Origin of the sequence: Clostridium sp., assembly GCF_047777555.1 — a bacterium.
Classification (GTDB): domain Bacteria; phylum Bacillota; class Clostridia; order Clostridiales; family Clostridiaceae; genus Clostridium_H.
The window spans coordinates 504,222-528,657 of sequence record NZ_JBKEEV010000002.1; the positions used below are offsets into that span (position 1 = coordinate 504,222).

The following is a 24,436-nucleotide window of genomic DNA, read 5'->3' on the forward strand; positions in this document are numbered from 1 at the left end:
AGGTGTTGAAATGAACAACCAAGGTAATGTTTTACCAGTAGACATAAGTCAAGAGATGAAAAAAAGTTATATAGATTACGCTATGAGTGTTATTGTTGGTCGTGCACTTCCTGATGTAAGAGATGGTTTGAAACCTGTTCATAGAAGAATACTTTATTCTATGCATGAATTAGGATTAACACCAGATAAACCATACAGAAAATGTGCAAGAATTGTCGGGGATGTTCTTGGTAAGTACCATCCTCATGGAGATTCAGCTGTATATGATGCATTAGTTAGATTAGCACAAGACTTTTCTATCAGGTATACATTAGTAGATGGTCATGGTAACTTTGGTTCTGTAGATGGAGATGGCGCTGCTGCTATGAGGTATACAGAAGCCAGAATGCAGAAGATAACAGCTGAGATGTTAAGAGATATAAACAAGGAAACCGTGGATTTTATGCCTAACTTTGATGGAGAAGAACAGGAGCCAACAGTTCTTCCATCAAGATTTCCTAATCTGCTTGTAAATGGTTCAGCTGGTATAGCTGTAGGTATGGCTACTAATATTCCACCACATAACTTAACTGAGGTTATAAATGGAATAGGTATGCTGATTGATAATCCAGATGTTACAATAGATGAACTAATGACTCAAATTAAGGGACCAGATTTTCCAACTTACGGACTTATTGTAGGTAAATCAGGAATAAGAAAGGCATACGAAACAGGTCGTGGAAAGATAACTGTTAGAGCAAGAGCTACTATTGAGGAGCATAAGGGAAGACAAAGAATCATAGTTACTGAGATACCATACCAAGTAAATAAAGCAAAGCTTATTGAGAGCATAGCTGCTCTAGTTAAAGATAAAAAAATAAACGGAATCTCAGACCTTAGAGATGAATCAGATAGAGAAGGTATGAGAATAGTTATTGAATTAAAAAGAGACACAAATGCCAATATAGTTTTAAATCAGCTATATAAACATACAAAGATGCAGGATAGTTTTGGAATAATAATGCTGGCTTTAGTAAATGGAGAACCTCAGGTTCTAAATCTAAAACAAATATTAAAGCATTATTTAGAATTCCAAGAAGAGGTTATAAGAAGAAGAACTCAATTTGATTTAAATAAAGCATTAGCAAGAGCTCACATTTTAGAAGGATTAAGAATAGCTTTAGACCATATTGATGAGGTTATAGACCTTATTCGTAGTTCTAAGACTCCTAATGAGGCAAGAGAAGGTCTTATTGTCCAATTTAATCTTTCAGAAAAGCAAGCTCAAGCTATATTGGATATGAAACTTCAAAGACTTACTGGTCTTGAAAGGGAAAAGATAGAAGAAGAATATAATAACTTAATGGAACTTATAAAGTATTTAGAACAAATATTACAAGATGAGTCCTTAGTATTAAAGATAATTAAAGATGAGTTAAATGAAATTAAGATTAAATATGGCGATGAGAGAAGAAGTGAGATTGTATCTAGCAATAGTGATGATATAGATGATGAAGATTTGATAGAAGATAAGGATGTAGTAATAACTTTAACTCATGCCGGCTATATAAAGAGATTGCCAATAGAAACTTACAGCGCTCAAAAACGTGGAGGCAGAGGAATACAGGCTATGTCTACAAAGGAAGATGACTTTGTAGAGCATATAATAACTACATCAACTCACAGCAATATTATTTTCTTTACAAACCTAGGTAAAGCATACCAACTAAAGGCGTATCAGATACCAGAAGCAGGAAGAACTGCTAAGGGAATGAACCTAGTAAATTTAATACCTTTAAGCCCAAATGAAAAAATTCAAGCTGTTTTGTACTTAAATGAATTTAATGAAGATAGCTATCTTATCATGGCTACTAAGAATGGGCTTATAAAGAAAACTTCTCTTGATAAATATGCTTCAATTAGAAAAAATGGATTAAATGCTATAAATCTAAGAGAAGATGATGAGCTTATAGGGGTAAGAATTACAACCGGGGATTGCCAGATTATATATGTTACTAAAGATGGTTATGCTATAAGATTTGATGAAAAAGATGTAAGACCTATGGGAAGGATGGCATCAGGTGTTAAAGCAATAACTCTAAGAGAAGGCGATGCTGTTGTAGGTATGGAGATAGCTCAAAAGGATGGAGAACTTCTAGTTGTGAGTGAAAATGGATATGGTAAGAGAACTCATATAGAAGAATATTCACTTCAAAAAAGAGGTGGAAAAGGAGTTATAACCTATAAGATATCTGAAAAGACAGGAAACGTAGTAGGAGCAAGACTAGTGTCTGATGATGAAGAAATTATGCTAATAAATAATAGCGGAATAGCTATTAGAATTAATGTGTCTGACATATCTACTACAAGCAGAAATGCTATGGGTGTAACTTTAATGAAGACTACAGATGAGGAAAAAATCGTAGCTATGGCTAAAATTAATATTACTGAAGATGATGATACAAGTGATACTTGTAGCCGCAAAGAAGAAGTTGATGTAGAAGAGGATTATGAAAATATTGATATAGATGAAGATGATATCGATGATGATATAAATATAGAAGATGATACTATAGATGATGATTATAATTAAGTAAATTAATAAAAAGACTAAACTGCTATTAAGCATGTACTGACCCCCAAAAGTTAGACCTAAAAATCTAACGATTGGAGGTCAGTTGTTTTATGTCCAAATATACTTTTGAATTTAAGAAAAAGCTTGTGATGGCTTATCTAAATGGAGAAGGTGGAAAACTTTATTTAGCCCAGAAATACGGTGTTTCCGCCCCAAGCAATATAAAAAAATGGGTCGATAATTACAAATCACAAGGTGACGAAGGTTTGATGCGATCTAGAAAACAAGAAAAATACTCTTTTGAATATAAGCTTAGTGTTGTAGAATTATATCTAACAAGTGAGGTTTCATATCAAGAATTAGCTATTCGAGAAGGAATTCATAATCCTGCACAGATTTGTAAATGGGTGAATGATTTTCAGATTGCTGGTCCAGATGCTTTGAGACCCAGGAAAAGAGGTCGGAAGAACGTGTTTGATAAGCAAAGCAATAAACATAAATCTCAGCCTATTAATACAACTCCTATAGACACTAGTGCTGAGCATGTGAAACATCTTGAAGATGAATTGTTAAAGCTACGTATAGAGAATGCTTATTTAAAAGAACTGAGGAGGCTGCGTTTAGAGGAGGAAGCTCTTCTGAAAAAACAGCGAGAATCATCCACAGCCTCCGAGGAGAGTTCAAACTAAAAGACATTCTCGCAGTTGTAGGTTTTCCAAAAGCAACATATATGTATTGGCAGAAAAGATTTGATAGAGAAAATCCAGATAAAGAGCTAGAGGACAAAATATTGGATATTCATCAGAATAATAAGGATTACGGATATCGTCGTATGTATGGAGAACTCAGAAATCAGGGATATATAGTAAACAAGAAGAAAGTCCAAAGAATTATGCAAAAACTTGGTCTCCAAGTTATGTCTTTTACTAGGAAAAGTCGTAAGTATAGCTCATATAAGGGGAAAGTTGGAACAGTTGCACCTAACAGAATTCGCAGACGTTTCAATACTCATATCCCACATCAGAAGATAACAACTGATACTACAGAGTTTAAATACTATGAGGTTGATTCCAAAGGACATATGACAATGCACAAGCTATACTTGGATCCATTTATGGATATGTGCAATGGTGAAATCATAAGTTATGGCATTGATAAGCATCCCTCTGCAAATAATGTAATGAATGCTCTTGATAAAGCTATTGAAGTAACATCCGATTGTCCTTACCGAAGAACTTTTCACTCAGATCAAGGTTGGGCTTATCAAATGAAAGCTTACTCGCATCGTCTAAAAGAAGAACGGATCTTCCAGAGTATGTCAAGAAAAGGTAACTGTCTTGATAATTCAGTGATGGAGAACTTCTTTGGCTTATTAAAACAAGAGATATACTATGGTGTGGTATATTATAGTTATGAAGAATTAAAAGATAAAATCGAATGTTACATAAAGTATTATAACGAACAAAGAATCAAAGAAAAACTAGGATGGATGAGTCCTGTACAATACCGACTCAATCTCTTGGCTGCATAAAATTAGCGAGGCAGCCGAAGTTGTCTCGCTAAATAAAGTCTAACTTATTGGGGTCACATCAGCAAGAAGTTTAGTCTTTTTATTATACTTAAAAGTAAAATACACAATGCCACGAGTATCAATATATAAATAAGTTAGAAAATAGAAGAAATAGCTAGATAAATAAATATAATATATACATATAGCATAAAATAAAATTACATATAAAAGGCTTGTCTGATAAGATATTTCTTGTCGTCGCGAGAGACGGCGAAAAGTAAAACATTCTTAATTCTTAAATTTTAATTCTTAGTTAAAAAAAGTTTAAAAAAGAGTGTTGACAAGAAAGTCTCAGAGTGATATACTGAGTAAGCTGTCAGATGACAGCGAAAGTAAATTGGTCTTTGAAAATTAAACAGAATTAAGGTAAATAAATGCCAGTCAATAACTTATGAGTAGAGCTAAGGAAACTCACTCAGCAGAGCTGAGGAGTAAAAGCTTACACGAAATCGAAGATTTCTAGTAATCTTTTAAATTGAGAGTTTGATCCTGGCTCAGGACGAACGCTGGCGGCGTGCCTAACACATGCAAGTCGAGCGAGAAGAACTCCTTCGGGAGGGATTCTAGCGGCGGACGGGTGAGTAACACGTGGGCAACCTGCCTTAGTGAGGGGGATAGCCTCCCGAAAGGGAGATTAATACCGCATAACATTATTCTACCGCATGATAGGATAATCAAAGGAGTAATCCGCACTAAGATGGGCCCGCGGCGCATTAGCTAGTTGGTGAGGTAAGGGCTCACCAAGGCGACGATGCGTAGCCGACCTGAGAGGGTGATCGGCCACATTGGAACTGAGACACGGTCCAGACTCCTACGGGAGGCAGCAGTGGGGAATATTGCGCAATGGGGGAAACCCTGACGCAGCAACGCCGCGTGAGCGATGAAGGTCTTCGGATTGTAAAGCTCTGTCTTTAGGGACGATAATGACGGTACCTAAGGAGGAAGCCACGGCTAACTACGTGCCAGCAGCCGCGGTAATACGTAGGTGGCAAGCGTTGTCCGGATTTACTGGGCGTAAAGAGTATGTAGGCGGATATTTAAGTCAGATGTGAAATTCCCGGGCTTAACCTGGGCGCTGCATTTGATACTGGATATCTAGAGTGTGGGAGAGGAAAGTGGAATTCCTAGTGTAGCGGTGAAATGCGTAGAGATTAGGAAGAACACCAGTGGCGAAGGCGGCTTTCTGGACCATAACTGACGCTGAGATACGAAAGCGTGGGGAGCAAACAGGATTAGATACCCTGGTAGTCCACGCCGTAAACGATGAATACTAGGTGTCGGAGGGTACCACCTTCGGTGCCGCAGCAAACGCAATAAGTATTCCGCCTGGGGAGTACGGTCGCAAGATTAAAACTCAAAGGAATTGACGGGGACCCGCACAAGCAGCGGAGCATGTGGTTTAATTCGAAGCAACGCGAAGAACCTTACCTAGACTTGACATCTCCTGAATTACTCGTAACGGAGGAAGCCCTTCGGGGCAGGAAGACAGGTGGTGCATGGTTGTCGTCAGCTCGTGTCGTGAGATGTTGGGTTAAGTCCCGCAACGAGCGCAACCCTTATTGTTAGTTGCTACCATTAAGTTGAGCACTCTAACGAGACTGCCGCGGTTAACGTGGAGGAAGGTGGGGATGACGTCAAATCATCATGCCCCTTATGTCTAGGGCTACACACGTGCTACAATGGCCGGTACAACAAGATGCAATCCCGTGAGGGGGAGCTAAACTCAAAAGCCGGTCCCAGTTCGGATTGTAGGCTGAAACTCGCCTACATGAAGTTGGAGTTGCTAGTAATCGCGAATCAGCATGTCGCGGTGAATACGTTCCCGGGTCTTGTACACACCGCCCGTCACACCATGAGAGCCGGTAACACCCGAAGTCCGTGAGGTAACCTTTATGGAGCCAGCGGCCGAAGGTGGGATTGGTGATTGGGGTGAAGTCGTAACAAGGTAGCCGTAGGAGAACCTGCGGCTGGATCACCTCCTTTCTAGGGAGAAATGAAAGCAAAGCTTTCATAGACTGGATACTTAATTCTGTTTAATTTTGAGAGACTAAGGTCTTTCAAAATTTGTTCTTTGAAAATTGCACAGTGTATATAAAGATTAAACCTAGAATACTTCAATGAGAAGTAAAGCTGATTAAACTTAAAGTTTTGCAAAAGCAAAACAACATTAAGTAGCCAAGAATGAAAATATACGAATGACGATCAAGTTAAAAAGGGCGCACGGTGGATGCCCTGGCACTAGGAGCCGATGAAGGACGTGATAAGCTGCGATAAGCTGCGGGTAGATGCAAATAATCTGTGATCCGCAGATTTCCGAATGGGGAAACCCACTTAGCTAACGCTGAGTACTATATGCTGAATACATAGGCATATAGAGGTACACCTGGGGAACTGAAACATCTAAGTACCCAGAGGAAGAGAAAGAAAAATCGATTCCCTAAGTAGCGGCGAGCGAACGGGGAAGAGCCCAAACCAGGAACTTTGTTTCTGGGGTTGAGGATAGATCATAAATCTTCGATTTTCTTAGCCGAATAGAACTGGAAAGTTCAGTCACAGAAGGTAATAACCCTGTAGGCAAAAAGAAAAGAGAAGCAGATCTACTCCAGAGTACCACGAGACACGTGAAACCTTGTGGGAAGCAGGGAGGACCATCTCCCAAGGCTAAATACTACCTAGTGACCGATAGTGAAGCAGTACCGTGAGGGAAAGGTGAAAAGAACCCCGGGAGGGGAGTGAAATAGAACCTGAAACCGTGTGCCTACAATCGGTGGGAGCACTTTTATGTGTGACCGCGTACTTTTTGTAGAACGGGCCAGCGAGTTACGATATGCAGCAAGGTTAAGCACCTCTAGTGCGGAGCCGAAGGGAAACCGAGTCTGAATAGGGCAACTAGTTGCATATCGTAGACCCGAAACCGGGTGACCTATCCATGGCCAGGATGAAGCGAAAGTAAAATTTCGTGGAGGTCCGAACCACGTTGGTGTTGAAAAACCATGGGATGAGCTGTGGATAGCGGAGAAATTCCAATCGAACTCGGAGATAGCTGGTTCTCCTCGAAATAGCTTTAGGGCTAGCGTCGGGTAATTAAGTAGTGGAGGTAGAGCACTGAATGGGCTAGGGGCTGACAACAGTTACTGAACCCTATCAAACTCCGAATGCCATATACTTGTACCCCGGCAGTCAGACTGCGAATGATAAGATCCGTGGTCAAAAGGGAAAGAGCCCAGACCATCAGCTAAGGTCCCAAAGTGTAAGTTAAGTGGTAAAGGATGTGGGATTTCTAAGACAACTAGGATGTTGGCTTAGAAGCAGCCACTCATTTAAAGAGTGCGTAATAGCTCACTAGTCGAGAGATCCTGCGCCGAAGATGTCCGGGGCTAAAACTTACCACCGAAGCTATGGATGTGTCGTAAGACACGTGGTAGAGGAGCTTTCTATACAGGTTGAAGCTGTACCGTAAGGAGCGGTGGACAGTATAGAAGTGAGAATGCTGGCATAAGTAGCGAGAAACAGGTGAGAATCCTGTTGGCCGAATATCTAAGGTTTCCTGGGGAAGGCTCGTCCTCCCAGGGTTAGTCGGGACCTAAGCCGAGGCTGAAAAGCGTAGGTGATGGACAACTGGTTGATATTCCAGTACCACCATAATGCGTTTGACAAATGGGATGACGCAGAAGGATAGGATGTGCGCACTATTGGATGTGCGTCTAAGCACTTAGGATGTTGAGCAGGCAAATCCGCTCAACGCGAAGTCTGAGGTGTTATGGGGAGCCTATTTTGGCGAAGTATCTGATTCCATGCTGCCAAGAAAAGTCTCTATGGAGCAAAGTGGTGCCCGTACCGCAAACCGACACAGGTAGATGAGGAGAGAATCCTAAGGCCGTCGGAAGAATTGCTGCTAAGGAACTCGGCAAATTGACCCCGTAAGTTCGCGAGAAGGGGTGCCTGCGAGAGCAGGCCGCAGTGACAAGGCCCAAGCAACTGTTTATCAAAAACACAGGTCTCTGCTAAAGCGTAAGCTGATGTATAGGGGCTGACGCCTGCCCGGTGCTGGAAGGTTAAGGGGAATAGTTAGCACAAGCGAAGCTATGAACTTAAGCCCCAGTAAACGGCGGCCGTAACTATAACGGTCCTAAGGTAGCGAAATTCCTTGTCGGGTAAGTTCCGACCCGCACGAATGGCGTAATGATTTGGGCACTGTCTCGGCAGCAAATCCGGTGAAATTGTAGTGCAAGTGAAGATGCTTGCTACCCGCGGTTGGACGGAAAGACCCCGTAGAGCTTTACTGTAGCTTAGCATTGAATTTCGGTATTGTCTGTACAGGATAGGTGGGAGACTTAGAAGTAGGGACGTCAGTCTCTATGGAGTCGCCCTTGGGATACCACCCTGACAGTACTGGAATTCTAACTGGAGGCCATGAATCTGGTCACAGGACATTGTTAGGTGGGCAGTTTGACTGGGGCGGTCGCCTCCTAAAAGGTAACGGAGGCGCCCAAAGGTTCCCTCAGCGCGGTCGGAAATCGCGCGTAGAGTGCAAAGGCAGAAGGGAGCCTGACTGCGACACATACAGGTGGAGCAGGGACGAAAGTCGGGCTTAGTGATCCGGTGGTTCTGTATGGAAGGGCCATCGCTCAACGGATAAAAGCTACCTCGGGGATAACAGGCTGATCTCCCCCAAGAGTCCACATCGACGGGGAGGTTTGGCACCTCGATGTCGGCTCGTCGCATCCTGGGGCTGTAGTCGGTCCCAAGGGTTGGGCTGTTCGCCCATTAAAGCGGCACGCGAGCTGGGTTCAGAACGTCGTGAGACAGTTCGGTCCCTATCCGCCGTGGGCGTAGGAAATTTGAGAGGAGCTGTCCTTAGTACGAGAGGACCGGGATGGACTGACCTCTGGTGCACCAGTTGTTCCGCCAGGAGCACAGCTGGGTAGCTATGTCGGGAAGGGATAAACGCTGAAAGCATCTAAGCGTGAAGCCCACCTCAAGATTAGATTTCCCATAGTTTAACTAGTAAGATCCCTGGAAGACTACCAGGTTGATAGGTCAGAGGTGTAAGTGCAGTAATGTATTAAGCTGACTGATACTAATAGATCGAGGACTTGATCAAATAAAGTACACTGTGCAATTTTGAGAGAATAAAAAAACTTTAAAAAAAGTGTTGACAGATTAAAAAAATCTGATATAATTATTAAATGTAACGAGAAGTTAACAATCTCTCAAAAATCTGGTGGTTATGGCTTGAAGGTAACACCCGTTCCCATACCGAACACGAAGGTTAAGCTTCAAAGCGCCGATGGTACTGCACTGGAGACGGTGTGGAAGAGTAGGTCGCCGCCGGGTAAAATATGGATCTTTAGCTCAGTTGGTTAGAGCAACCGGCTCATAACCGGTAGGTCCGGGGTTCGAGTCCCTGAAGGTCCACCATATGGGGGTATAGCTCAGCTGGGAGAGCACCTGCCTTGCACGCAGGGGGTCAAGAGTTCGAATCTCTTTATCTCCACCAAAAAATCAGTCTTGAATGAGGCTGATTTTTTTATTTTTTTTTGTTAACTAATAATATAATATGCTATTATATTATTAGAGAAAGAGGGATGTAATTTGAATTCATCATATAGAATAAAGCAATTTCTTTGGGGTATTACTGCAAAAGTAAGTTTAGAAGATATAAAGTTTGTGAAAGAGTATTTAAATAATGATGAATTAAATCTATTCATTAAATTAGCCGTATATGATCAAGCTCACTGTATAAGAACAGCTAAGGAAGTAAAGCGTATTTATTCAGAAAAAAAAATGAGCAATGATCTTCTTGTAAAGGCTGCATTATTACATGATATAGGCAAGATTGAAGGTAAATTAAATTTAATAGATAAATCTATATTGGTAGTATTAGATAGGATAACTAAAGGAAAGATAAAAGAATTTAAAAACTTAAAAAAAGTAGATATATATTACAATCATCCAGATAAGGGATATAATATATTAAAAAATTTTGATTATAATGATAGGTTTTTATACTTGATTAGAAATCATCATAATAAATCAATAAAAGATAAAGAACTGGAAGTATTAATAAAATGTGATTCTATGAGCTAGGGGGTGGAATGATATGGATTCAAAGACTAGACGAGAGTATATAAAAAAGGTCTTAAATAGTGCAGCGCAGCCTAAAAAGGGGCAGAAGCTTGCTGAAGAGTTAGGTGTTACTAGGCAAGTAATAGTTAAAGATATTGCTATTTTGAGAGCCAGTGGAATTGACATAATGGCTACACCAGAAGGGTACATAGTTCCAAAAAAAGAAAAAAACACTGTTGAAAGAATAATAGCAGTAAATCATAGACGAGAGGAAATAAGAGATGAATTAGAGACTATTGTTAAATATGGAGGAATTGTCAAAGATGTAGTTGTTGAACATTCATTATATGGAGAAATTAAAGCTATGTTAATGATTAAAACTCTTTATGATGTTCAAAATTTTGTTAAGAAGATAGAAGCTTATCAAGCAAAACCTTTATCGTCCTTAACAAGGGGAATACATTTGCATACTATAGAAACAGAAAATGAAACAGATATGGAGAAGATTATAGATGACTTAAAGAGTAAACGATATCTTGTTGAATAAAATATAAAGTTTCTTAATAGAGGTTTAGAGATATGATAATTTTAAGTTAAATGCTCCTATTTTTAAGGTAAATAATATGCAATTATATTAAAAAGGATTATAATGTATTGGGAAGGTTATTAAGTTTTATATTTATAAGCCTACATAGGAGGATTTATTTATGGATTATGATGTGCTTATATTAGGTGGGGGATTAATAGGCTGTGCTGTGGCCTATGAACTATCAAAATATAGTTTAAATATTGCACTTATTGAGAGGGATTATGATATAGTAGATGATGTAACATTAGTTAATTCAGCTATAACGCATGATGGAATTCAATGCGAAGATAATATTATGTCTAAGCTTCAGTTTATGGGGAATGATATAATACAAGATTTGGTTAATAAGTTTAATTTACCTTATAAGAAATGTGATTCTATAATAATTGCTCAAAGTGAAGAGCAAAAGAATCATCTTGAAAAATTGTATGAAAGAGCAGTTAAAAGAGGTGCTTCTAATATAGCTCTTTTAGAAGGAAGACATGTTTATAACTTAGAGCCAAATTTAAATTTGGATGTGAAGAATGCTATATATTCTCAAAATACAGGTGTAATTTGCCCTTATGACTTAGGTATATCATATGGAGAAATTGCCTTTGATAATGGAGTATCATTTAAGTTAGAAGAGATTGTTGAGGATATAAATAAAATTAATAGGGGATTTAAGGTAGTTACAAATAAAAATAAGTTTACTTGTAGAATGGTTATAAATACGACTCCAGAGGACTATAATATAGATGGCTTTAAAGAAAGTCATAATAAAAATGGATATTTAAAGTATTTTCTAATTGAAAAAGAATTTAAAGGAAATTTCAATCATATAATATTTACTTATAATGAAGATAATGAAGTTGTATATGTACATTCTACTGTGCAAGGTAATTATATAGCTGCTGTAAAAACTAAGAAGGATATAAGTTATGAAGAATGTTATAAGAAAGTAAGCTCTTTGATTCATGGCCTAACTCCTGATGATATAAATAGTTTTTATGAATCTGAATTCTACGATGATTTTATAGCTATTGATGATAGTTTAGTAGATAAAGGATATATAAAAGTTACAGGCAAGAATTTTGCAGAGGTTACTATGGCACCATCTATTGCTAAGATAGTTCGTGAGACTGTAGAAAGTAATTTAAAGTGCAAATTAAAAAGCGATTTTTATGATAAGCCAAGGGAAATATATAGATTTAGGGATATGACAAATGAAGAGAGAAGTAAAATTATTAGTTTAGATAAGAGGTACGGTAAAATAGTGTGCACATGCAATAAAGTAACAGAAGGAGAAATTTTAGATGCTATTAGAAGGCCTTTAGGGGCTAGAACTGTAGAGGGAATAAAAAGAAGAACTGGAGCATGTGCAGGAAGCTGCAAGGGTGCTCAGTGCACTAATAAAATAATTTCAATTTTAGCTAGGGAAACAAATAAAAGAATGACAGATATAGTAAAAGACTCAAAGAACTCTAAGATATTACTAAATAGGATAAAGGAATTTGATGAAATATAGGTGATATATTAAATTTAGATAATATTTGATTTAGGAAGGTGTAAGTGTAATGGATGATTCTAAGAGGGTTTTTACTTCTCTTGTAAGAATAAAAGGATCAAAAAAGGCGGTAGTTCCAGTAAAAAGTAGTGCACCAATAGATAAAAATTTGTTAATAGAGTGTTCAAAAGCAATAAGCATGATTCATGTAGGTGCGCCTATAAAAAGTGGAGATATTGTTTGCAGAAATATATTGAATACAGGTGTGGATATAATATGCACTAAGACTATATGTAATTAAATATTTATTGACAAATTGTAGGATTATGACTATAATTAATAATTAATTAAAAAAATAATATTTAAACCTTTGAAGAGAATAGTAACATAATATGTGGTTAAAGAGAGTGGATGGCTGGTGAAAATCCATACCATGTGTTTTGTGAATCCGCCTCTGAATAGGGATTGTGATGAACAATACGGTAAATCCGTTAAATTTATAAGTGGACCATTAGGTCAATTAGGGTGGCAACGCGGAGTCTTTTCGTCCCTACATTTAGTGTAGGAGAAAAGGCTTTTTTATTTATATAAAAATGTAGAAAATACTAGGAGGAAACACGAATGTTAGATTTAAAAAGAATAAGAAATAATCCAGAAGAAATAAAAAGATTGATGGAAGGTAGAGGAGAAGAGTTTGATTCTAAATCAATAGATGAATTAGTAGAGCTAGATGAAAGAAGAAGACAAATTTTAGTAGAGGTTGAGCAATTAAAGAGTAAAAGAAATAGTGAATCAACACAGATTGGAAAGCTAAAAAAAGAAGGTAAAGATGTAAGTGGTGTAATGGCTGAAATGAAAGAGCTTTCTGATAAGATTAAAGAACATGACGTTGAGCTTAGTGAAGTAGATGAAAAAATAAAGTATATTTTATTGAGAATACCTAATATTCCAAATCCAAGCGTACCAGATGGAAAAACAGATGAAGATAATGTTGAAATTAGAAAATGGGGAGAGCCAAGAAAGTTCGATTTTGAATCAAAGGCTCACTGGGATATAGGTGTAGATTTAGGAATATTAGATTTTGAAAGAGCAGGTAAGATAGCTGGTTCAAGATTTACAGTATATAAAGGATTAGGTGCAAGACTTGAAAGAGCTATTATAAGTTATTTCTTAGATATGCATACAATAGACCATGGATATACTGAAATATTACCACCATACATGGTAAATAGAGATAGTATGATAGGAACAGGTCAGCTTCCTAAATTTGAAGAGGATGCATTTAAGGTTGAGAATAATGGATACTTCTTAATTCCAACTGCAGAGGTTCCTGTAACAAATCTATACAGAGACGAAATATTAAATGGAGATGAGCTTCCAATAAAACATGTAGCATATAGTGCATGCTTTAGAGCAGAAGCAGGATCTGCAGGAAGAGATACTAGAGGACTTATACGTCAACATCAATTCAATAAAGTTGAGCTTGTTAAGTTTACAAAGCCAGAACAATCTTATGAAGAGTTAGAAAAATTAACTCATGATGCTGAAGAAGTTCTACAAGGATTAGGATTACCTTATAGAGTGGTTAGAATATGTAAGGGAGACTTAGGATTTACTGCAGCACTTAAATATGATATAGAAGTATGGATGCCAAGTTATAATAGATATGTTGAAATATCAAGCTGTAGTAACTTTGAAGATTTCCAAGCAAGGCGTGCTAACATAAGATATAAAGAAAATGCAAAATCTAAGCCAGAATTTATTCATACTCTAAATGGTTCTGGAGTTGCAGTAGGAAGAACTGTTGCAGCAATATTAGAAAACTATCAAAATGCAGATGGAACAGTAACAATTCCAGAAGCATTAAGACCATATATGAGAAATGAAGAAGTTATAAAATAAATTTAAAAATAATAATTAAAAAAGTTGACAAGGCGGCGGTATCTTGTTATAATAAATATCGTCGCTAAGATATGGAGAGATGGTCGAGTTGGTTTAAGGCACCGGTCTTGAAAACCGGCGTGCGTGAAAGCGCACCTAGGGTTCGAATCCCTATCTCTCCGCCATTAATGAAATAAATAAAATTTATGTTGACAAACTTAAGTTTATTTATTATAATATTTAAGTGTCACATGGAGAGATGGTCGAGTTGGTTTAAGGCACCGGTCTTGAAAACCGGCGTACGTGAAAGCGTACCTAGGGTTCGAATCCCTATCTCTCCGCCATGAATTTATTAATTTTAAAGGTAAATTGTAGGACTATGGAGAAATACTCAAGAGGCCGAAGAGGCGCCCCTGCTAAGGGCGTAGGTCGGGAAACCGGCGCGAGGGTTCAAATCCCTCTTTCTCCGCCATAATGCACTCAATGTAAATTGAGTGCTTTTTAGTGAGTCTAATCCCTATGTAACATAGGAGCTATAATGGCATTAGCTGATCTGCAGTAAAGCTAATGTTTGACTTTCTATAGTTCCTATGTTAAAATAGATATAATTCAATATATGCGCGAGTAGCTCAGTTGGATAGAGTAGCTGGCTACGAACCAGTTGGCCGGGGGTTCGAATCCTCTCTCGCGCACCACAAACCTAGTAATCTTAAGGATTGCTAGGTTTTTTACTGTAAATAAAACCACCTGCTATGCAGGTGTGTTCAGAAAAGCTTAAGCGTTGAAAAGAAATACCTCACTTTGATAGAATAGATATGGTTTTGCCAGCCAATCTAAAATCAAAGGAGGTATTGCCCGAAATGGACAATAATAGTTTAGCACATACAAAGTGGAGATGTAAATATCATATAGTGTTTGCGTCTAAATATAGAAGGAAAGAAACATATGGAGAAAAGAAATAGGGAAAATACTGAGAACTTTGCGTGAATGGAAAGTGGTAGAAATAATAGAAGCCAATGCATGTAAAGATCATATACATATGCTAGTATCAATACGACCTAAAATGAGTGTGTCAGGATTTGTAGGCTTTTTAAAAGGGAAAAGTAGTCTAATGATATTTGATAGGTTTGCAAATTTAATATAAATATGGAAACAGACATTTTTGGTGTAGAGGATTCTATGTTGATACAGTAAGGAAAAATAAAAAAGCAATAGAAGAATATATAAAAAGTCAACAAAATTAAGATATGATCGCTGACCAAATAAGTATTAAAGAATATATTGACCCTTTTAAGGGTATCAGATAATAGTTAAATTGCGGCTGGCAAGATTTTTGTATGTGCCTTAAGGTACAATGCTAGTAAGCTGCCCTTATAGGGCTTAAGAAAAACCACCAGCTTAGCTGGTGGATATTTATTTATCATAAATTAGTTTTTTCATAACTTCTTCCTTTTTATTTTTTATAAGTTAAGCTTTTAAAGTATTTTTCGTTGAAATTATAATTCCATTGTAATGTTGGATAATCCTTATTTAAATATGCTGCTAAATATCCATCTCCTATTACATTAAAGTTCGTGTTCCAACTATCTCCTTTATCGTATATTGTTATCTCTAATGTTGCTGAATCTCCATAAAACAATACTTCTACTTGTTTTCCATTCACCATAAATCTATCCCAAACAAATAATAAGTTTGATATATTTTGAGGACTTTTCGTAGGATAAATAGAATCTCTATATAAATCCTCATATACTATTTGATATTTATACATTCTATTTCTCACTTCTTTTATAACATCAATGTTATTTGAAAAATATTTGTTAAGTCCATCTTTTATACTATCCCAATTTGCTAAAGTATACATACTTGTATTATAACCAGTAGCATACACTCCTGTTACTTTTTTAAATTCATTCATATAATCTTTATAATCAAACCAATAATCTCCAACAGCATGATTTGATAAATCTTTAGCTCTAGTCCCTGAAGCATCATCAAACCATATAGGTATTACTGTAGGTCTTATTACATTACCTTTAGTATCTTTTACACCATATAAGAAGAGGTATCTAGCTCTATCCATAGGTTGTACTCCCCTACTTATCTTCAACTTTACAGTTTCTTTATCTACGGAAACCACCTTTATTTGTCCACTCTCCAAATCGTAGTTAAATCCATTAGTTGAACTAAATCCTACTGGAACTATAATCATTGTCTTTCTATCTATAAGACTTGATTCATCTATATCTCTTCCAAAATTAATTGTTAATATTTTTTCTTCGTCTAAATCATCTCTTACAAAGATACTATCTAGTACATCTATTTTTTTAAATGCATCCTGCGACTTTTCAAAATCTACTATAAAGTCATATCCTCTTGTTTCAAACATTTCACTCATTAATATTTTGCTTTTATCTAACACATTAGCTCTATCTAAAGCAGTATATGTCTTATTCTGAAAAGCATTATTATTTTTAATGGTAGTATCTAAGTATTTAACGCTTTCAACTCTTGTAGCTCCTTCTTCTTTATTTTCTTTTACAGTAAATTTCATAAATGCTTTTTCTGATAATTTGTGATTTTTACTATCTTTTACGCCTTCATTTACAATCATTGTATATGTTTCTCCTTCTTTATAACTATCTTTTGGCTTTACTGTAGCTATTTTATTATTCTTTACATTTACTGTAACATTAACTTCTTTTCCTTTTGAGTCAATTACCTTTATTGTATCTTTATTAACAGTTTCTCTATTGACTTCTTTGTTAAAAGTAATAATGAATTCCTTATTTTTATCCACTATTACAGGAGAAAACTCTTTTGCATAAGCAAAGGTACTATTTGATGCCGCTAAAGCTATTAAACATACAATTGACTTCATAGTTTTTTTCATAATTTACTATTCATCCAATTAGTGCTAAATTTGACATTTATTCTTGGCTTATATTATATCATTTTTGATTTAAACTTTGAAAACACTATAAAATATAGAAGTTTATATATTTTAGGAGGTGAAGAATGTGACAGAAGCCAATATAAGCATGTCTAGTAAATCATATTTTGATGGTACATTACTGCAATATGTAGGATGGTCATTGATTGGTATTATAGTTACTGTATGTACATTAGGTATTTGCTATCCTTGGGCTCTTTGTAAGCTTTATGGGTGGAAGATTAACCATACTGTTGTTGAAGGTAGAAGATTAAGGTTTGATGGTAAAGCTGTGCAGCTGTTTGGAAATTGGATTAAATGGTGGCTGCTTTGTCTTATTACCTTAGGCATTTATAGCTTTTTAATAATTTTATTTTTAGTATATATTAAAAATAATTTAAAAAGGAAAACACTATAAAATATAGAAGTTTATATATTTTAGGAGGTGAAGAATGTGACAGAAGCCAATATAAGCATGTCTTAAATCATAGATGGTACATTACTGCAATAAAGTCATTGATTGGTATTATAGTTACTGTATGTACATTAGGTATTTGCTATCCTTGGGCTCTTTGTAAGCTTTATTGGAAGATTAACCATACTGTTGTTGAAGGTAGAAGATTAAGGTTTGATGGTAAAGCTTGCAGCTGTTTGGAAATTGGATTAAATGGTGGCTGCTTTGACCTTAGGCATTTATAGCTTTTGGCTTGGTATTGCACTTAATAAGTGCTAAACACACATATTTTGCATAAAGATTTAAGGTACTTTTGATAATGAATTAGATTTAATATATATTATAATTTATAAAGGTATAATAAATTATGACTTTAGATAACATAAAAAATAGTATTATTATAGGGAGTGAATATAATGAAAGTAACGGTAGTAGGATATTGGGGAGCTTATCCAGAAAAAAATGAAGCAGCGACAGGATATTTGCTTCAGAGTGGAAAACATAATATTTTAATAGACTGCGGTTCGGGGGTATTATCAAAGGTACAAAATTATATACCATTAACAGAAATAGATGCGGTAATTTTATCTCATTATCACGGTGACCATTTTGGAGATATATCATGTTTGCAATATCAGGTAGGATACACTAGAAGTCTTGGCAAGAGAAGCAGCACTTTAGACATATATGGACACAATCTATCTTCTGAATTTAATAAATTAACCTATGCTGGAGGAACAGTAGGTAAGAAGATAGATGAAAGTACTGTATTAAGGTTTGGAGATTTAAGTGTAAGCTTTAAATGGAGCAATCATCCAGTGCCTTGTTTAGCTATGAGATTTGAGGAAAATGGAAAAGTATTTGCTTATAGTGGTGATACAGAGTGGAGCGATAAAGTAGTAGAAATAGCTGAAAATGCAGACGTGTTTATATGTGAATGTAATCTTTTTAATGAACAGTTTGGAAAGGCAAAAGGCCATCTTACAGCTGGTGAAGTTGGTAAGATAGCCAAAATGGGTAATGTGAAAAAACTAGTGTTAACTCATTTTCCTCACTATGGAGAATTAGATAATTTAGTTAAAGAGGCAGGAGAAGAGTTTAGTGGAGAAATAGTTAAAGCTGAGAGCGGACTAGTATTTGAGCTATAGCTTTACTCCTATTTTCTCTCCCATATGAACTTTACATTCAAAGCCTAGATTGGTTTGCTCTAGAATATCCTTATCTATTTTAACTTTTTTAGGCTCAAAGAAAAGTATTATTGTGGAACCACCAAACTTAAAATATCCTTTTTCATCTCCTTTTTTAACCTGTGTATAAGGTGTATAGGTTTGAATTATAGAACCAACACAAGTAGCACCTATATCCACATATAAAACATTACCAAAGTTATTAGAATGGAATAAACTATATTCTCTTTTATTCTCACAGAATAACTTTGGTATTTTTTTTAGAGCAATAGGATTTACTGAATAATAGTGTCCAGTTATTTTCTTGGTTTCATCGCATATGCCCCAATCTAAAAAGTGAAATCTATGATAATCTATGGGAGCAAGTCTTAATATAATACAAGTTCCACCTATATATTTTTTAGCTAAATCTTCATTTTGAATTAGATCTTTTAGCCTATAGGTAATACCTTTTACCTGTACCAAGTTATTAATATGAATGTTTTCATAAGCTGTCATTCTCCCATCACAAGGAGATATTAAAGTTGAAGCATTATAATTTATAGGCCTAGCCTCATTTCTTAAACTTCTTGCAAAGAAATCATTAAAACATTTATAGTTTGATTTATCTACTTTAAATTCATCTTCGTTTATATTAAACTCTTTAATAAAATTGTCTATTTTTCTCCTGCTTATTCTAGAATCACAAAAAGCACCATAAAGCTTTGAGAAAATCCTTTTCTTAATTAAAAGTTCTAGAATATTTAATCCTACAGGAGAGGAATATGTCCATTCTAAATATTTTCTACCTGCCACATTTTCAATCTCATAGGTTTTGGTTTTTCTATTAAAATATTTAATCATAATGTATCCCTTCATAAAACTTATCTAATAACTAGAAAATGTAATATCCTAAAAATATTCTATAATAATATATAACTAATTACAAACTAACATAAGCCTTATGAAGATAGTTTATTTGAAAAAGGGATATACATCAATAAAAACAGCATATAAATCCCTAAGATTATAAATGGTACAAAATAAATAGGCTCATCAGGAAGAAGGTCTAAAGGAGTAAAACAAGGTTTATATCTTAAATAACAGTAATTGCCGTCCACAATGTAGTTAATAGGTATTGTAAACATAAAGTATATTAATGTCCATATAGAGGTTCGTATTAAAGAATTTATAGTTGGTGAATAATCATAAATAAATATCATAAAAAATACTGAAATCAAAATTCCTCCATGAGATATAAAAAATTGAATAAAGATATAGTGAGGAAAAGGAAAAATAGAGGTATCATGAAAAATTAAGGCAACAGATGCTCCTCCAAGCCCCCAAAAGTATAAAAGATCAAAAATCTTATGACTTTTATTAAACATCATAATAATACAGAGTATTAAAGAAATTCTACAAAGATATAGGGGCAAAGCTTCTTTTAGAGTTAGTTTTCCGTTTGTAATATACCAAAGATATAAAGAAATTTGATGTCCAATTAAAATTGATGCAATGGTCTTTGATATTAGACTCTTATATTTTTCTGTTTTTAAGACTTCTCTATATAAGTACATTGCGAGTATTATTAAAAAAATTAGTAATAGACTCAATATATGTGGAAGGGAAAAAGGTTTTGTAGGTGAACTTCTTTCAACAGGTTTCCAGTATAAACTAAAACTTTTCAAGTCTAACCACCTCTTAAGGATAAAATGTAGGAGAAATGCAATAATTAGTAAAATTTAAGTTATTAATAAAAATATATTGTTACATATTATAATAATAAGTATAATAAAATAAGAAAAAATTATACTTATTATTATAAAATATAAATTTTGGAGTGATATAAATGAATAGAACCAAGGAAGCTATATTTCAAGCTGCCATGAAAGAATTTTCAAGTAAAGGATATAATGGGGCTACTGTAGATAATATAGCTTTAGAAGCTGGGGTTGCTAAAGGTACTTTATATTATAATTTTAAAAGTAAAGAAGAAATATTTAAATATATAATAAAAGAAGGAGTGAATAAGATAAAGGAAGATATACAAAGAGAAGTAGAAAATGTACAAGAACCTATATCTAAATTAAAAACTCTTTGCAGAGTTCAATTAAAATTAATCTATGAAAACAAGGACCTTTTTAAGGTAATTATGAGTCAAATATGGGGAAAAGAATTAAGGCAATTAGAACTCAGAGAGGCTGTAAGAGAATATATTCTATTAATAGAACAATATATTAAAGAGACCATGGATAATGGAGGTATAAAGGCCGGAGATTCTTATTTTATGGCTTATGAATTCTTTGGATCTTTAATTGCTGCTGCAGTATATGAACTTATAAACAATGAAAAAGATAATGTTAATGAAGTTATAGAGAACTTAACTAGCTATGTTTTATATGGAATATCAGGATAAGTTAATATAATATGGTGATATAATGATTTAAAATGATAGCTTTAGATGTAATATATTATAGGTGAATACATATTAAAAAATATGTGCTATCAATAAGGTTGACATTAAGTAAAAACTGAACTAAAATAGTATAGTAAAAGTTGTGTATGTCTCAGTAGCTCAGCAGGATAGAGCACGGGCCTCCTAAGCTCGGGGTCGCACGTTCGAATCGTGTCTGGGACGCCAAAAAAGCTTCAAACTTAAATTTAAGTTTGAAGCTTTTTTATTCTATTACCATTTTGTTTTTTACAAGAAACATCAACTAAAGTATGTTTCCAATTTTCTGTTTTATATTGTGCAAAAGACATAATAAAGTTTACAAACCAACCTATTGGAACTGCATACCATACAAAATTAATACCGAATCTTGGAGCCAATAATATAGCTATAGCAACACGAACTGATAAGTTAGCCAGGTTTGCCACAGTAAACATCTTCATGTCCCCAGCCCCTCGCAATAAACCATCAGTAACCATTTTTAATCCAATTAAAACAAAAAACCAACCCATAAATTTTAGATAGCTTGTACCTGTTTGTAGAGCTAACCTAGTACCATCATCACCTAAAAACATAGAAATGATAGGCATATGGAATCCTTCAAGTATTACACAAATTAGAATTGCAAATACAGCAACAATTTTATTTGCGGTATGATAACCCTTTTGAACTCGTTCATATTTTTTAGCACCGATATTTTGTGCTGTGTAGGAAGATATTGCATTTCCCATAGCTGCCATTGGTACAACACATATGCTTTCAACTCTCATGGCTGCTGAAAATCCTGCTAGCATTTCTGATCCAAAACTATTTACAACTGATTGAACAAGCATCATACCAATAGAAACAGTAGACTGCTGCAAAATAGAAGGCAGGGCAATTGTAGCCATGCTTTTTAGTTCTTTTTTATTAAAAACAGAATACTTGTCCTTAGAATAAGGAGCCAATTCCTTTAAAAATAGTAAAAATGCAATTATTGCGGAAACACCTTGTGCAATCAAGGTTGCCCATGCAACTCCTGATATACCAAGATTTAAAGAACGAACCATATATACATCTAAAAAAATGTTTAGTAAGGAAGAAAAAATAAGCAAATATAAAGGAATACGAGAGCGGCCAATTGCATTAAACATGGCAGAAAGCACATTATACATAAATAGAAACGGAAGTCCAAGGAAATATATATTTAGATACTCTGCTGCCATATCTAAAATATTAGATGGTGTATTTAATAGCTGCATAATTTCTTTTCCTGTAAAAAACCCAAAAATACCTAGGATTATGCTTATAATAAGAAAGGAGAATAATGCTGTGTAAACAGACTCTTTCATTTGTCCATATTCTCTTGATCCAAAATATTTACTGGTAATGACCGAGGCTCCTACTCCTCCCCCAATTGCGATACATATGAATACATTAGTCAATGAGTAGGAAGCACCTACAGCAGCTAATGCATTTTCGCTGACAAATCTGCCAACTACTACTGAATCCGCCATTGTATAAAATTGCTGAAATAGGTTTCCTATAATCATGGGTAAAGCAAAAACTAGTAATGCTTTTAATGGTTTTTCATTTATCAAATATTCTTTATCCATGCAAAGCATCTCCTCTAATATTTTTCACATTCTCATATTTCAGTACATATTCTTTATAAGATATTAAACTAAATTTCTCTGAATAATGAAGTTTCTATATTTTATTTTGAAAACTTCTTAAAAACTATTACTATGCAAAGAACAATAACAGAAGTTAGAGCTATAGTTCCTCCAGGAGCGCTGTTGATATAATAAGATGATACAAGCCCAATCATTATATCTATAAATCCAAATAGTATGGAATATACTAAAGTAGATTTGAAACTTTTGTTTAGCTGAAGTGCTGTAGCCACAGGAACAGCTAACATGGATGATAAAACAAGTACTCCTATTATTCTTATGGATACGGATATAGTTGCGCTAACTAAAAGAGCAAAAATATAATTTATAAGTCTTACTTTTATTCCAGCGATTTTTGCTCCTTCTTCATCAAAAGTTATGTATACAAGTTTATCATATAAGACTATAAGTGTTATAACTGAAAGAATACTGAGTATAGATACTGTAATAAGCTCCTGCTTAGATACAGTTAATATACTTCCAAATAAATAAGAATTAACATTAGCTTGTGCATTACCTGTACTTATAACCATTATAGCTATGCCAACGCTTAGAGTTAAAATTATTACTAAAATTAGTTCCGCGTATTTTTTATAGTATGAACGTAGAAGTTCTATAAAAACTCCACATATGGATGTGAAGACAAAAGAGCTTATTATAGGGTTAAAGTTAAGCATAATTCCGATAGCTACTCCAGCAAGTGAGCTGTGAGCCAAAGTATCTCCCATCATTGAATGACGTCTTAACACTAAAAAAACTCCAATGAAGGGGCATAATATGGAAATAAGCAGGGATATCATTAAGGCATTTTGCATAAAACTATATTGTAGCATGAGCTATAACCTCCTCGTGATGTCTTTTATATTCAGGGACAGAGCGTAATATACCATTACCATCATTAAGCTCAAATATATAGTTAGAATTTAATATGGCTGCTTTTAAGTTATGTTCAATAGAAATAACAGTAATACCTAATTTTAAATTTAGATTCTTGATTAACTCATATATTTCTTTTTGGCTTTGAATATCGATTCCTGTAGATGGTTCATCAAGAACTATAAGATCTGGATTACCCATTAATGCTCTTGCTATAAATATTTTTTGCTGCTGACCTCCAGAGAGATTTCCTATAAGATGATTTTTATAATCTTTCATCCCTACTTTATCTAAACTTTTATCTATAGAAGACATATCTTTAATACCAATTGCCTTTCTATGAGTATTAAGCACTTCAGACACGGTTATGGGAAATTGAGAATTGAAACTTTCTAATCTCTGAGGGACATATCCTATCTTATTAGTGTCAATGGTTATAGAACCTTTAGATGGTTTTAATATTTTTAATATGAGTTTTATAAGGGTACTTTTTCCACTTCCGTTTTCACCTAATATAGATACATAATCACCTTTATTAATGATTAAATTTAAGTCATTTAATATATAGGGACTATGATTTGTATAGGAAAAAGATAAATTGTTAATATGAATCATGATTTTCCTCCAAAATAAATGCTAACATTCTAAGTTTATTCAATATAATTAAAAAAAATAGTATCAATTATATTGACATTTAAAATTGCCAAGTTTATTATATACCTAAATGCAAATAATTTGCAACTAAAAGGAGT

Annotated in this window: 17 protein-coding genes, 7 tRNA genes, 3 rRNA genes, 1 pseudogene and 1 other annotated feature; of the genes and pseudogenes, 22 read left to right on the forward strand and 6 right to left on the reverse strand. The window is 34.8% G+C overall.

Annotation, left to right across the window (positions count from 1 at the left end; all coding sequences use genetic code 11):
• Window positions 1-10 precede the first annotated feature (10 nt).
• The 17 genes and pseudogenes from gyrA (at window position 11) to tnpA (ending at window position 15,456) form a co-directional block, all read left to right on the forward strand.
• Window positions 11-2,572 carry a DNA gyrase subunit A gene (gene gyrA / locus ACFWTK_RS05805; RefSeq protein WP_415875129.1) on the forward strand — a complete coding sequence of 854 codons (2,562 nt, stop codon included), beginning with the start codon at window positions 11-13 and terminating at the stop codon, window positions 2,570-2,572.
• 92 nt (window positions 2,573-2,664) lie between these two features.
• Window positions 2,665-4,085 (forward strand): IS3 family transposase gene (locus ACFWTK_RS05810; protein WP_415875130.1). Its coding sequence is split into 2 segments (ribosomal slippage): window positions 2,665-3,151 and window positions 3,151-4,085, totalling 1,422 coding nucleotides; the frame shifts between segments, so codons are not numbered across the junction.
• Between the two features lie 510 nt (window positions 4,086-4,595).
• A 16S ribosomal RNA gene (locus ACFWTK_RS05815) occupies window positions 4,596-6,107 on the forward strand.
• 217 nt (window positions 6,108-6,324) lie between these two features.
• Window positions 6,325-9,228 (forward strand): 23S ribosomal RNA (locus ACFWTK_RS05820).
• A gap of 116 nt (window positions 9,229-9,344) precedes the next feature.
• Window positions 9,345-9,461 (forward strand): 5S ribosomal RNA (rrf, locus tag ACFWTK_RS05825).
• Together the 16S, 23S and 5S rRNA genes with 2 tRNA genes alongside form the textbook arrangement of a ribosomal RNA operon.
• A 7-nt stretch (window positions 9,462-9,468) precedes the next feature.
• Window positions 9,469-9,545: transfer RNA gene (locus tag ACFWTK_RS05830), tRNA-Ile, on the forward strand.
• A gap of 3 nt (window positions 9,546-9,548) precedes the next feature.
• A tRNA-Ala gene (locus ACFWTK_RS05835) sits at window positions 9,549-9,624 on the forward strand.
• A gap of 95 nt (window positions 9,625-9,719) precedes the next feature.
• Window positions 9,720-10,214, forward strand: a complete 495-nt coding sequence (locus tag ACFWTK_RS05840) for an HDIG domain-containing metalloprotein (protein WP_415875131.1) — start codon at window positions 9,720-9,722, stop codon at window positions 10,212-10,214.
• 13 nt (window positions 10,215-10,227) lie between these two features.
• Window positions 10,228-10,740 carry a transcription repressor NadR gene (locus ACFWTK_RS05845; protein ID WP_415875132.1) on the forward strand — a complete coding sequence of 171 codons (513 nt, stop codon included), beginning with the start codon at window positions 10,228-10,230 and terminating at the stop codon, window positions 10,738-10,740.
• Window positions 10,741-10,900: 160 nt separating this feature from the next.
• Window positions 10,901-12,289: an NAD(P)/FAD-dependent oxidoreductase gene (locus tag ACFWTK_RS05850; protein ID WP_415875133.1), complete on the forward strand. Its 1,389-nt coding sequence runs from the start codon at window positions 10,901-10,903 to the stop codon at window positions 12,287-12,289.
• 49 nt (window positions 12,290-12,338) lie between these two features.
• Window positions 12,339-12,569, forward strand: a complete 231-nt coding sequence (locus tag ACFWTK_RS05855) for a DUF1667 domain-containing protein (protein ID WP_415875134.1) — start codon at window positions 12,339-12,341, stop codon at window positions 12,567-12,569.
• A 60-nt stretch (window positions 12,570-12,629) separates the two neighbouring features.
• Window positions 12,630-12,823 (forward strand) — a binding site (T-box leader).
• Window positions 12,824-12,889: 66 nt separating this feature from the next.
• Window positions 12,890-14,170 (forward strand): serine--tRNA ligase, encoded by a 1,281-nt coding sequence (gene serS / locus ACFWTK_RS05860; RefSeq protein ID WP_415875135.1) that lies wholly within the window; start codon window positions 12,890-12,892, stop codon window positions 14,168-14,170.
• Window positions 14,171-14,243: 73 nt separating this feature from the next.
• A tRNA-Ser gene (locus ACFWTK_RS05865) sits at window positions 14,244-14,334 on the forward strand.
• 68 nt (window positions 14,335-14,402) lie between these two features.
• A tRNA-Ser gene (locus ACFWTK_RS05870) sits at window positions 14,403-14,493 on the forward strand.
• Between the two features lie 37 nt (window positions 14,494-14,530).
• A tRNA-Ser gene (locus ACFWTK_RS05875) sits at window positions 14,531-14,621 on the forward strand.
• A gap of 146 nt (window positions 14,622-14,767) precedes the next feature.
• Window positions 14,768-14,844 (forward strand) — tRNA-Arg (locus tag ACFWTK_RS05880).
• Window positions 14,845-15,009: 165 nt separating this feature from the next.
• Window positions 15,010-15,456: pseudogene (gene tnpA / locus ACFWTK_RS05885) on the forward strand (IS200/IS605 family transposase).
• A gap of 146 nt (window positions 15,457-15,602) precedes the next feature.
• Here the strand turns inward: tnpA and ACFWTK_RS05890 are convergent.
• Window positions 15,603-17,042, reverse strand: a complete 1,440-nt coding sequence (locus ACFWTK_RS05890; protein ID WP_415875136.1) for an Ig-like domain-containing protein — start codon at window positions 17,040-17,042, stop codon at window positions 15,603-15,605.
• A gap of 127 nt (window positions 17,043-17,169) precedes the next feature.
• Between ACFWTK_RS05890 and ACFWTK_RS05895 the strand changes: the two genes are divergently transcribed.
• From ACFWTK_RS05895 to ACFWTK_RS05905, 3 genes are all read left to right on the forward strand, one after another.
• Window positions 17,170-17,499, forward strand: a complete 330-nt coding sequence (locus ACFWTK_RS05895) for a hypothetical protein (protein ID WP_415875137.1) — start codon at window positions 17,170-17,172, stop codon at window positions 17,497-17,499.
• A 98-nt stretch (window positions 17,500-17,597) separates the two neighbouring features.
• On the forward strand, window positions 17,598-17,780 hold the full coding sequence (locus ACFWTK_RS05900) for a hypothetical protein (protein WP_415875138.1): 183 nt from the start codon (window positions 17,598-17,600) through the stop codon (window positions 17,778-17,780).
• Between the two features lie 171 nt (window positions 17,781-17,951).
• Complete coding sequence (locus tag ACFWTK_RS05905) at window positions 17,952-18,683, forward strand: MBL fold metallo-hydrolase (protein ID WP_415875139.1); 732 nt, start codon at window positions 17,952-17,954, stop codon at window positions 18,681-18,683.
• Here the strand turns inward: ACFWTK_RS05905 and ACFWTK_RS05910 are convergent.
• Together ACFWTK_RS05910 and ACFWTK_RS05915 are read right to left on the reverse strand one after the other, a co-directional pair.
• Complete coding sequence (locus tag ACFWTK_RS05910) at window positions 18,678-19,565, reverse strand: phosphatidylserine decarboxylase (protein WP_415875140.1); 888 nt, start codon at window positions 19,563-19,565, stop codon at window positions 18,678-18,680. The genes ACFWTK_RS05905 and ACFWTK_RS05910 overlap by 6 nt on opposite strands.
• A 98-nt stretch (window positions 19,566-19,663) precedes the next feature.
• A complete protein-coding gene (locus ACFWTK_RS05915) occupies window positions 19,664-20,389 on the reverse strand; it encodes a YwaF family protein (RefSeq protein WP_415875141.1) in 726 nt (241 codons plus the stop codon).
• Window positions 20,390-20,550: 161 nt separating this feature from the next.
• Between ACFWTK_RS05915 and ACFWTK_RS05920 the strand changes: the two genes are divergently transcribed.
• On the forward strand, window positions 20,551-21,117 hold the full coding sequence (locus ACFWTK_RS05920) for a TetR/AcrR family transcriptional regulator (RefSeq protein WP_415875142.1): 567 nt from the start codon (window positions 20,551-20,553) through the stop codon (window positions 21,115-21,117).
• 148 nt (window positions 21,118-21,265) lie between these two features.
• A tRNA-Arg gene (locus ACFWTK_RS05925) sits at window positions 21,266-21,342 on the forward strand.
• Between the two features lie 20 nt (window positions 21,343-21,362).
• Here the strand turns inward: ACFWTK_RS05925 and ACFWTK_RS05930 are convergent.
• From ACFWTK_RS05930 to ACFWTK_RS05940, 3 genes are all read right to left on the reverse strand, one after another.
• Window positions 21,363-22,757 (reverse strand): MATE family efflux transporter, encoded by a 1,395-nt coding sequence (locus ACFWTK_RS05930; protein ID WP_415875143.1) that lies wholly within the window; start codon window positions 22,755-22,757, stop codon window positions 21,363-21,365.
• A 92-nt stretch (window positions 22,758-22,849) separates the two neighbouring features.
• Window positions 22,850-23,641, reverse strand: coding sequence for a metal ABC transporter permease (locus tag ACFWTK_RS05935; RefSeq protein ID WP_415875144.1), 792 nt, complete (start codon window positions 23,639-23,641; stop codon window positions 22,850-22,852).
• The gene (locus ACFWTK_RS05940; RefSeq protein WP_415875145.1) at window positions 23,628-24,299 is read right to left on the reverse strand and encodes a metal ABC transporter ATP-binding protein; all 672 of its coding nucleotides are present in this window, start codon (window positions 24,297-24,299) and stop codon (window positions 23,628-23,630) included. Before ACFWTK_RS05940 ends, ACFWTK_RS05935 begins: the two co-directional genes overlap by 14 nt.
• Between the last annotated feature and the right edge of the window lie 137 nt (window positions 24,300-24,436).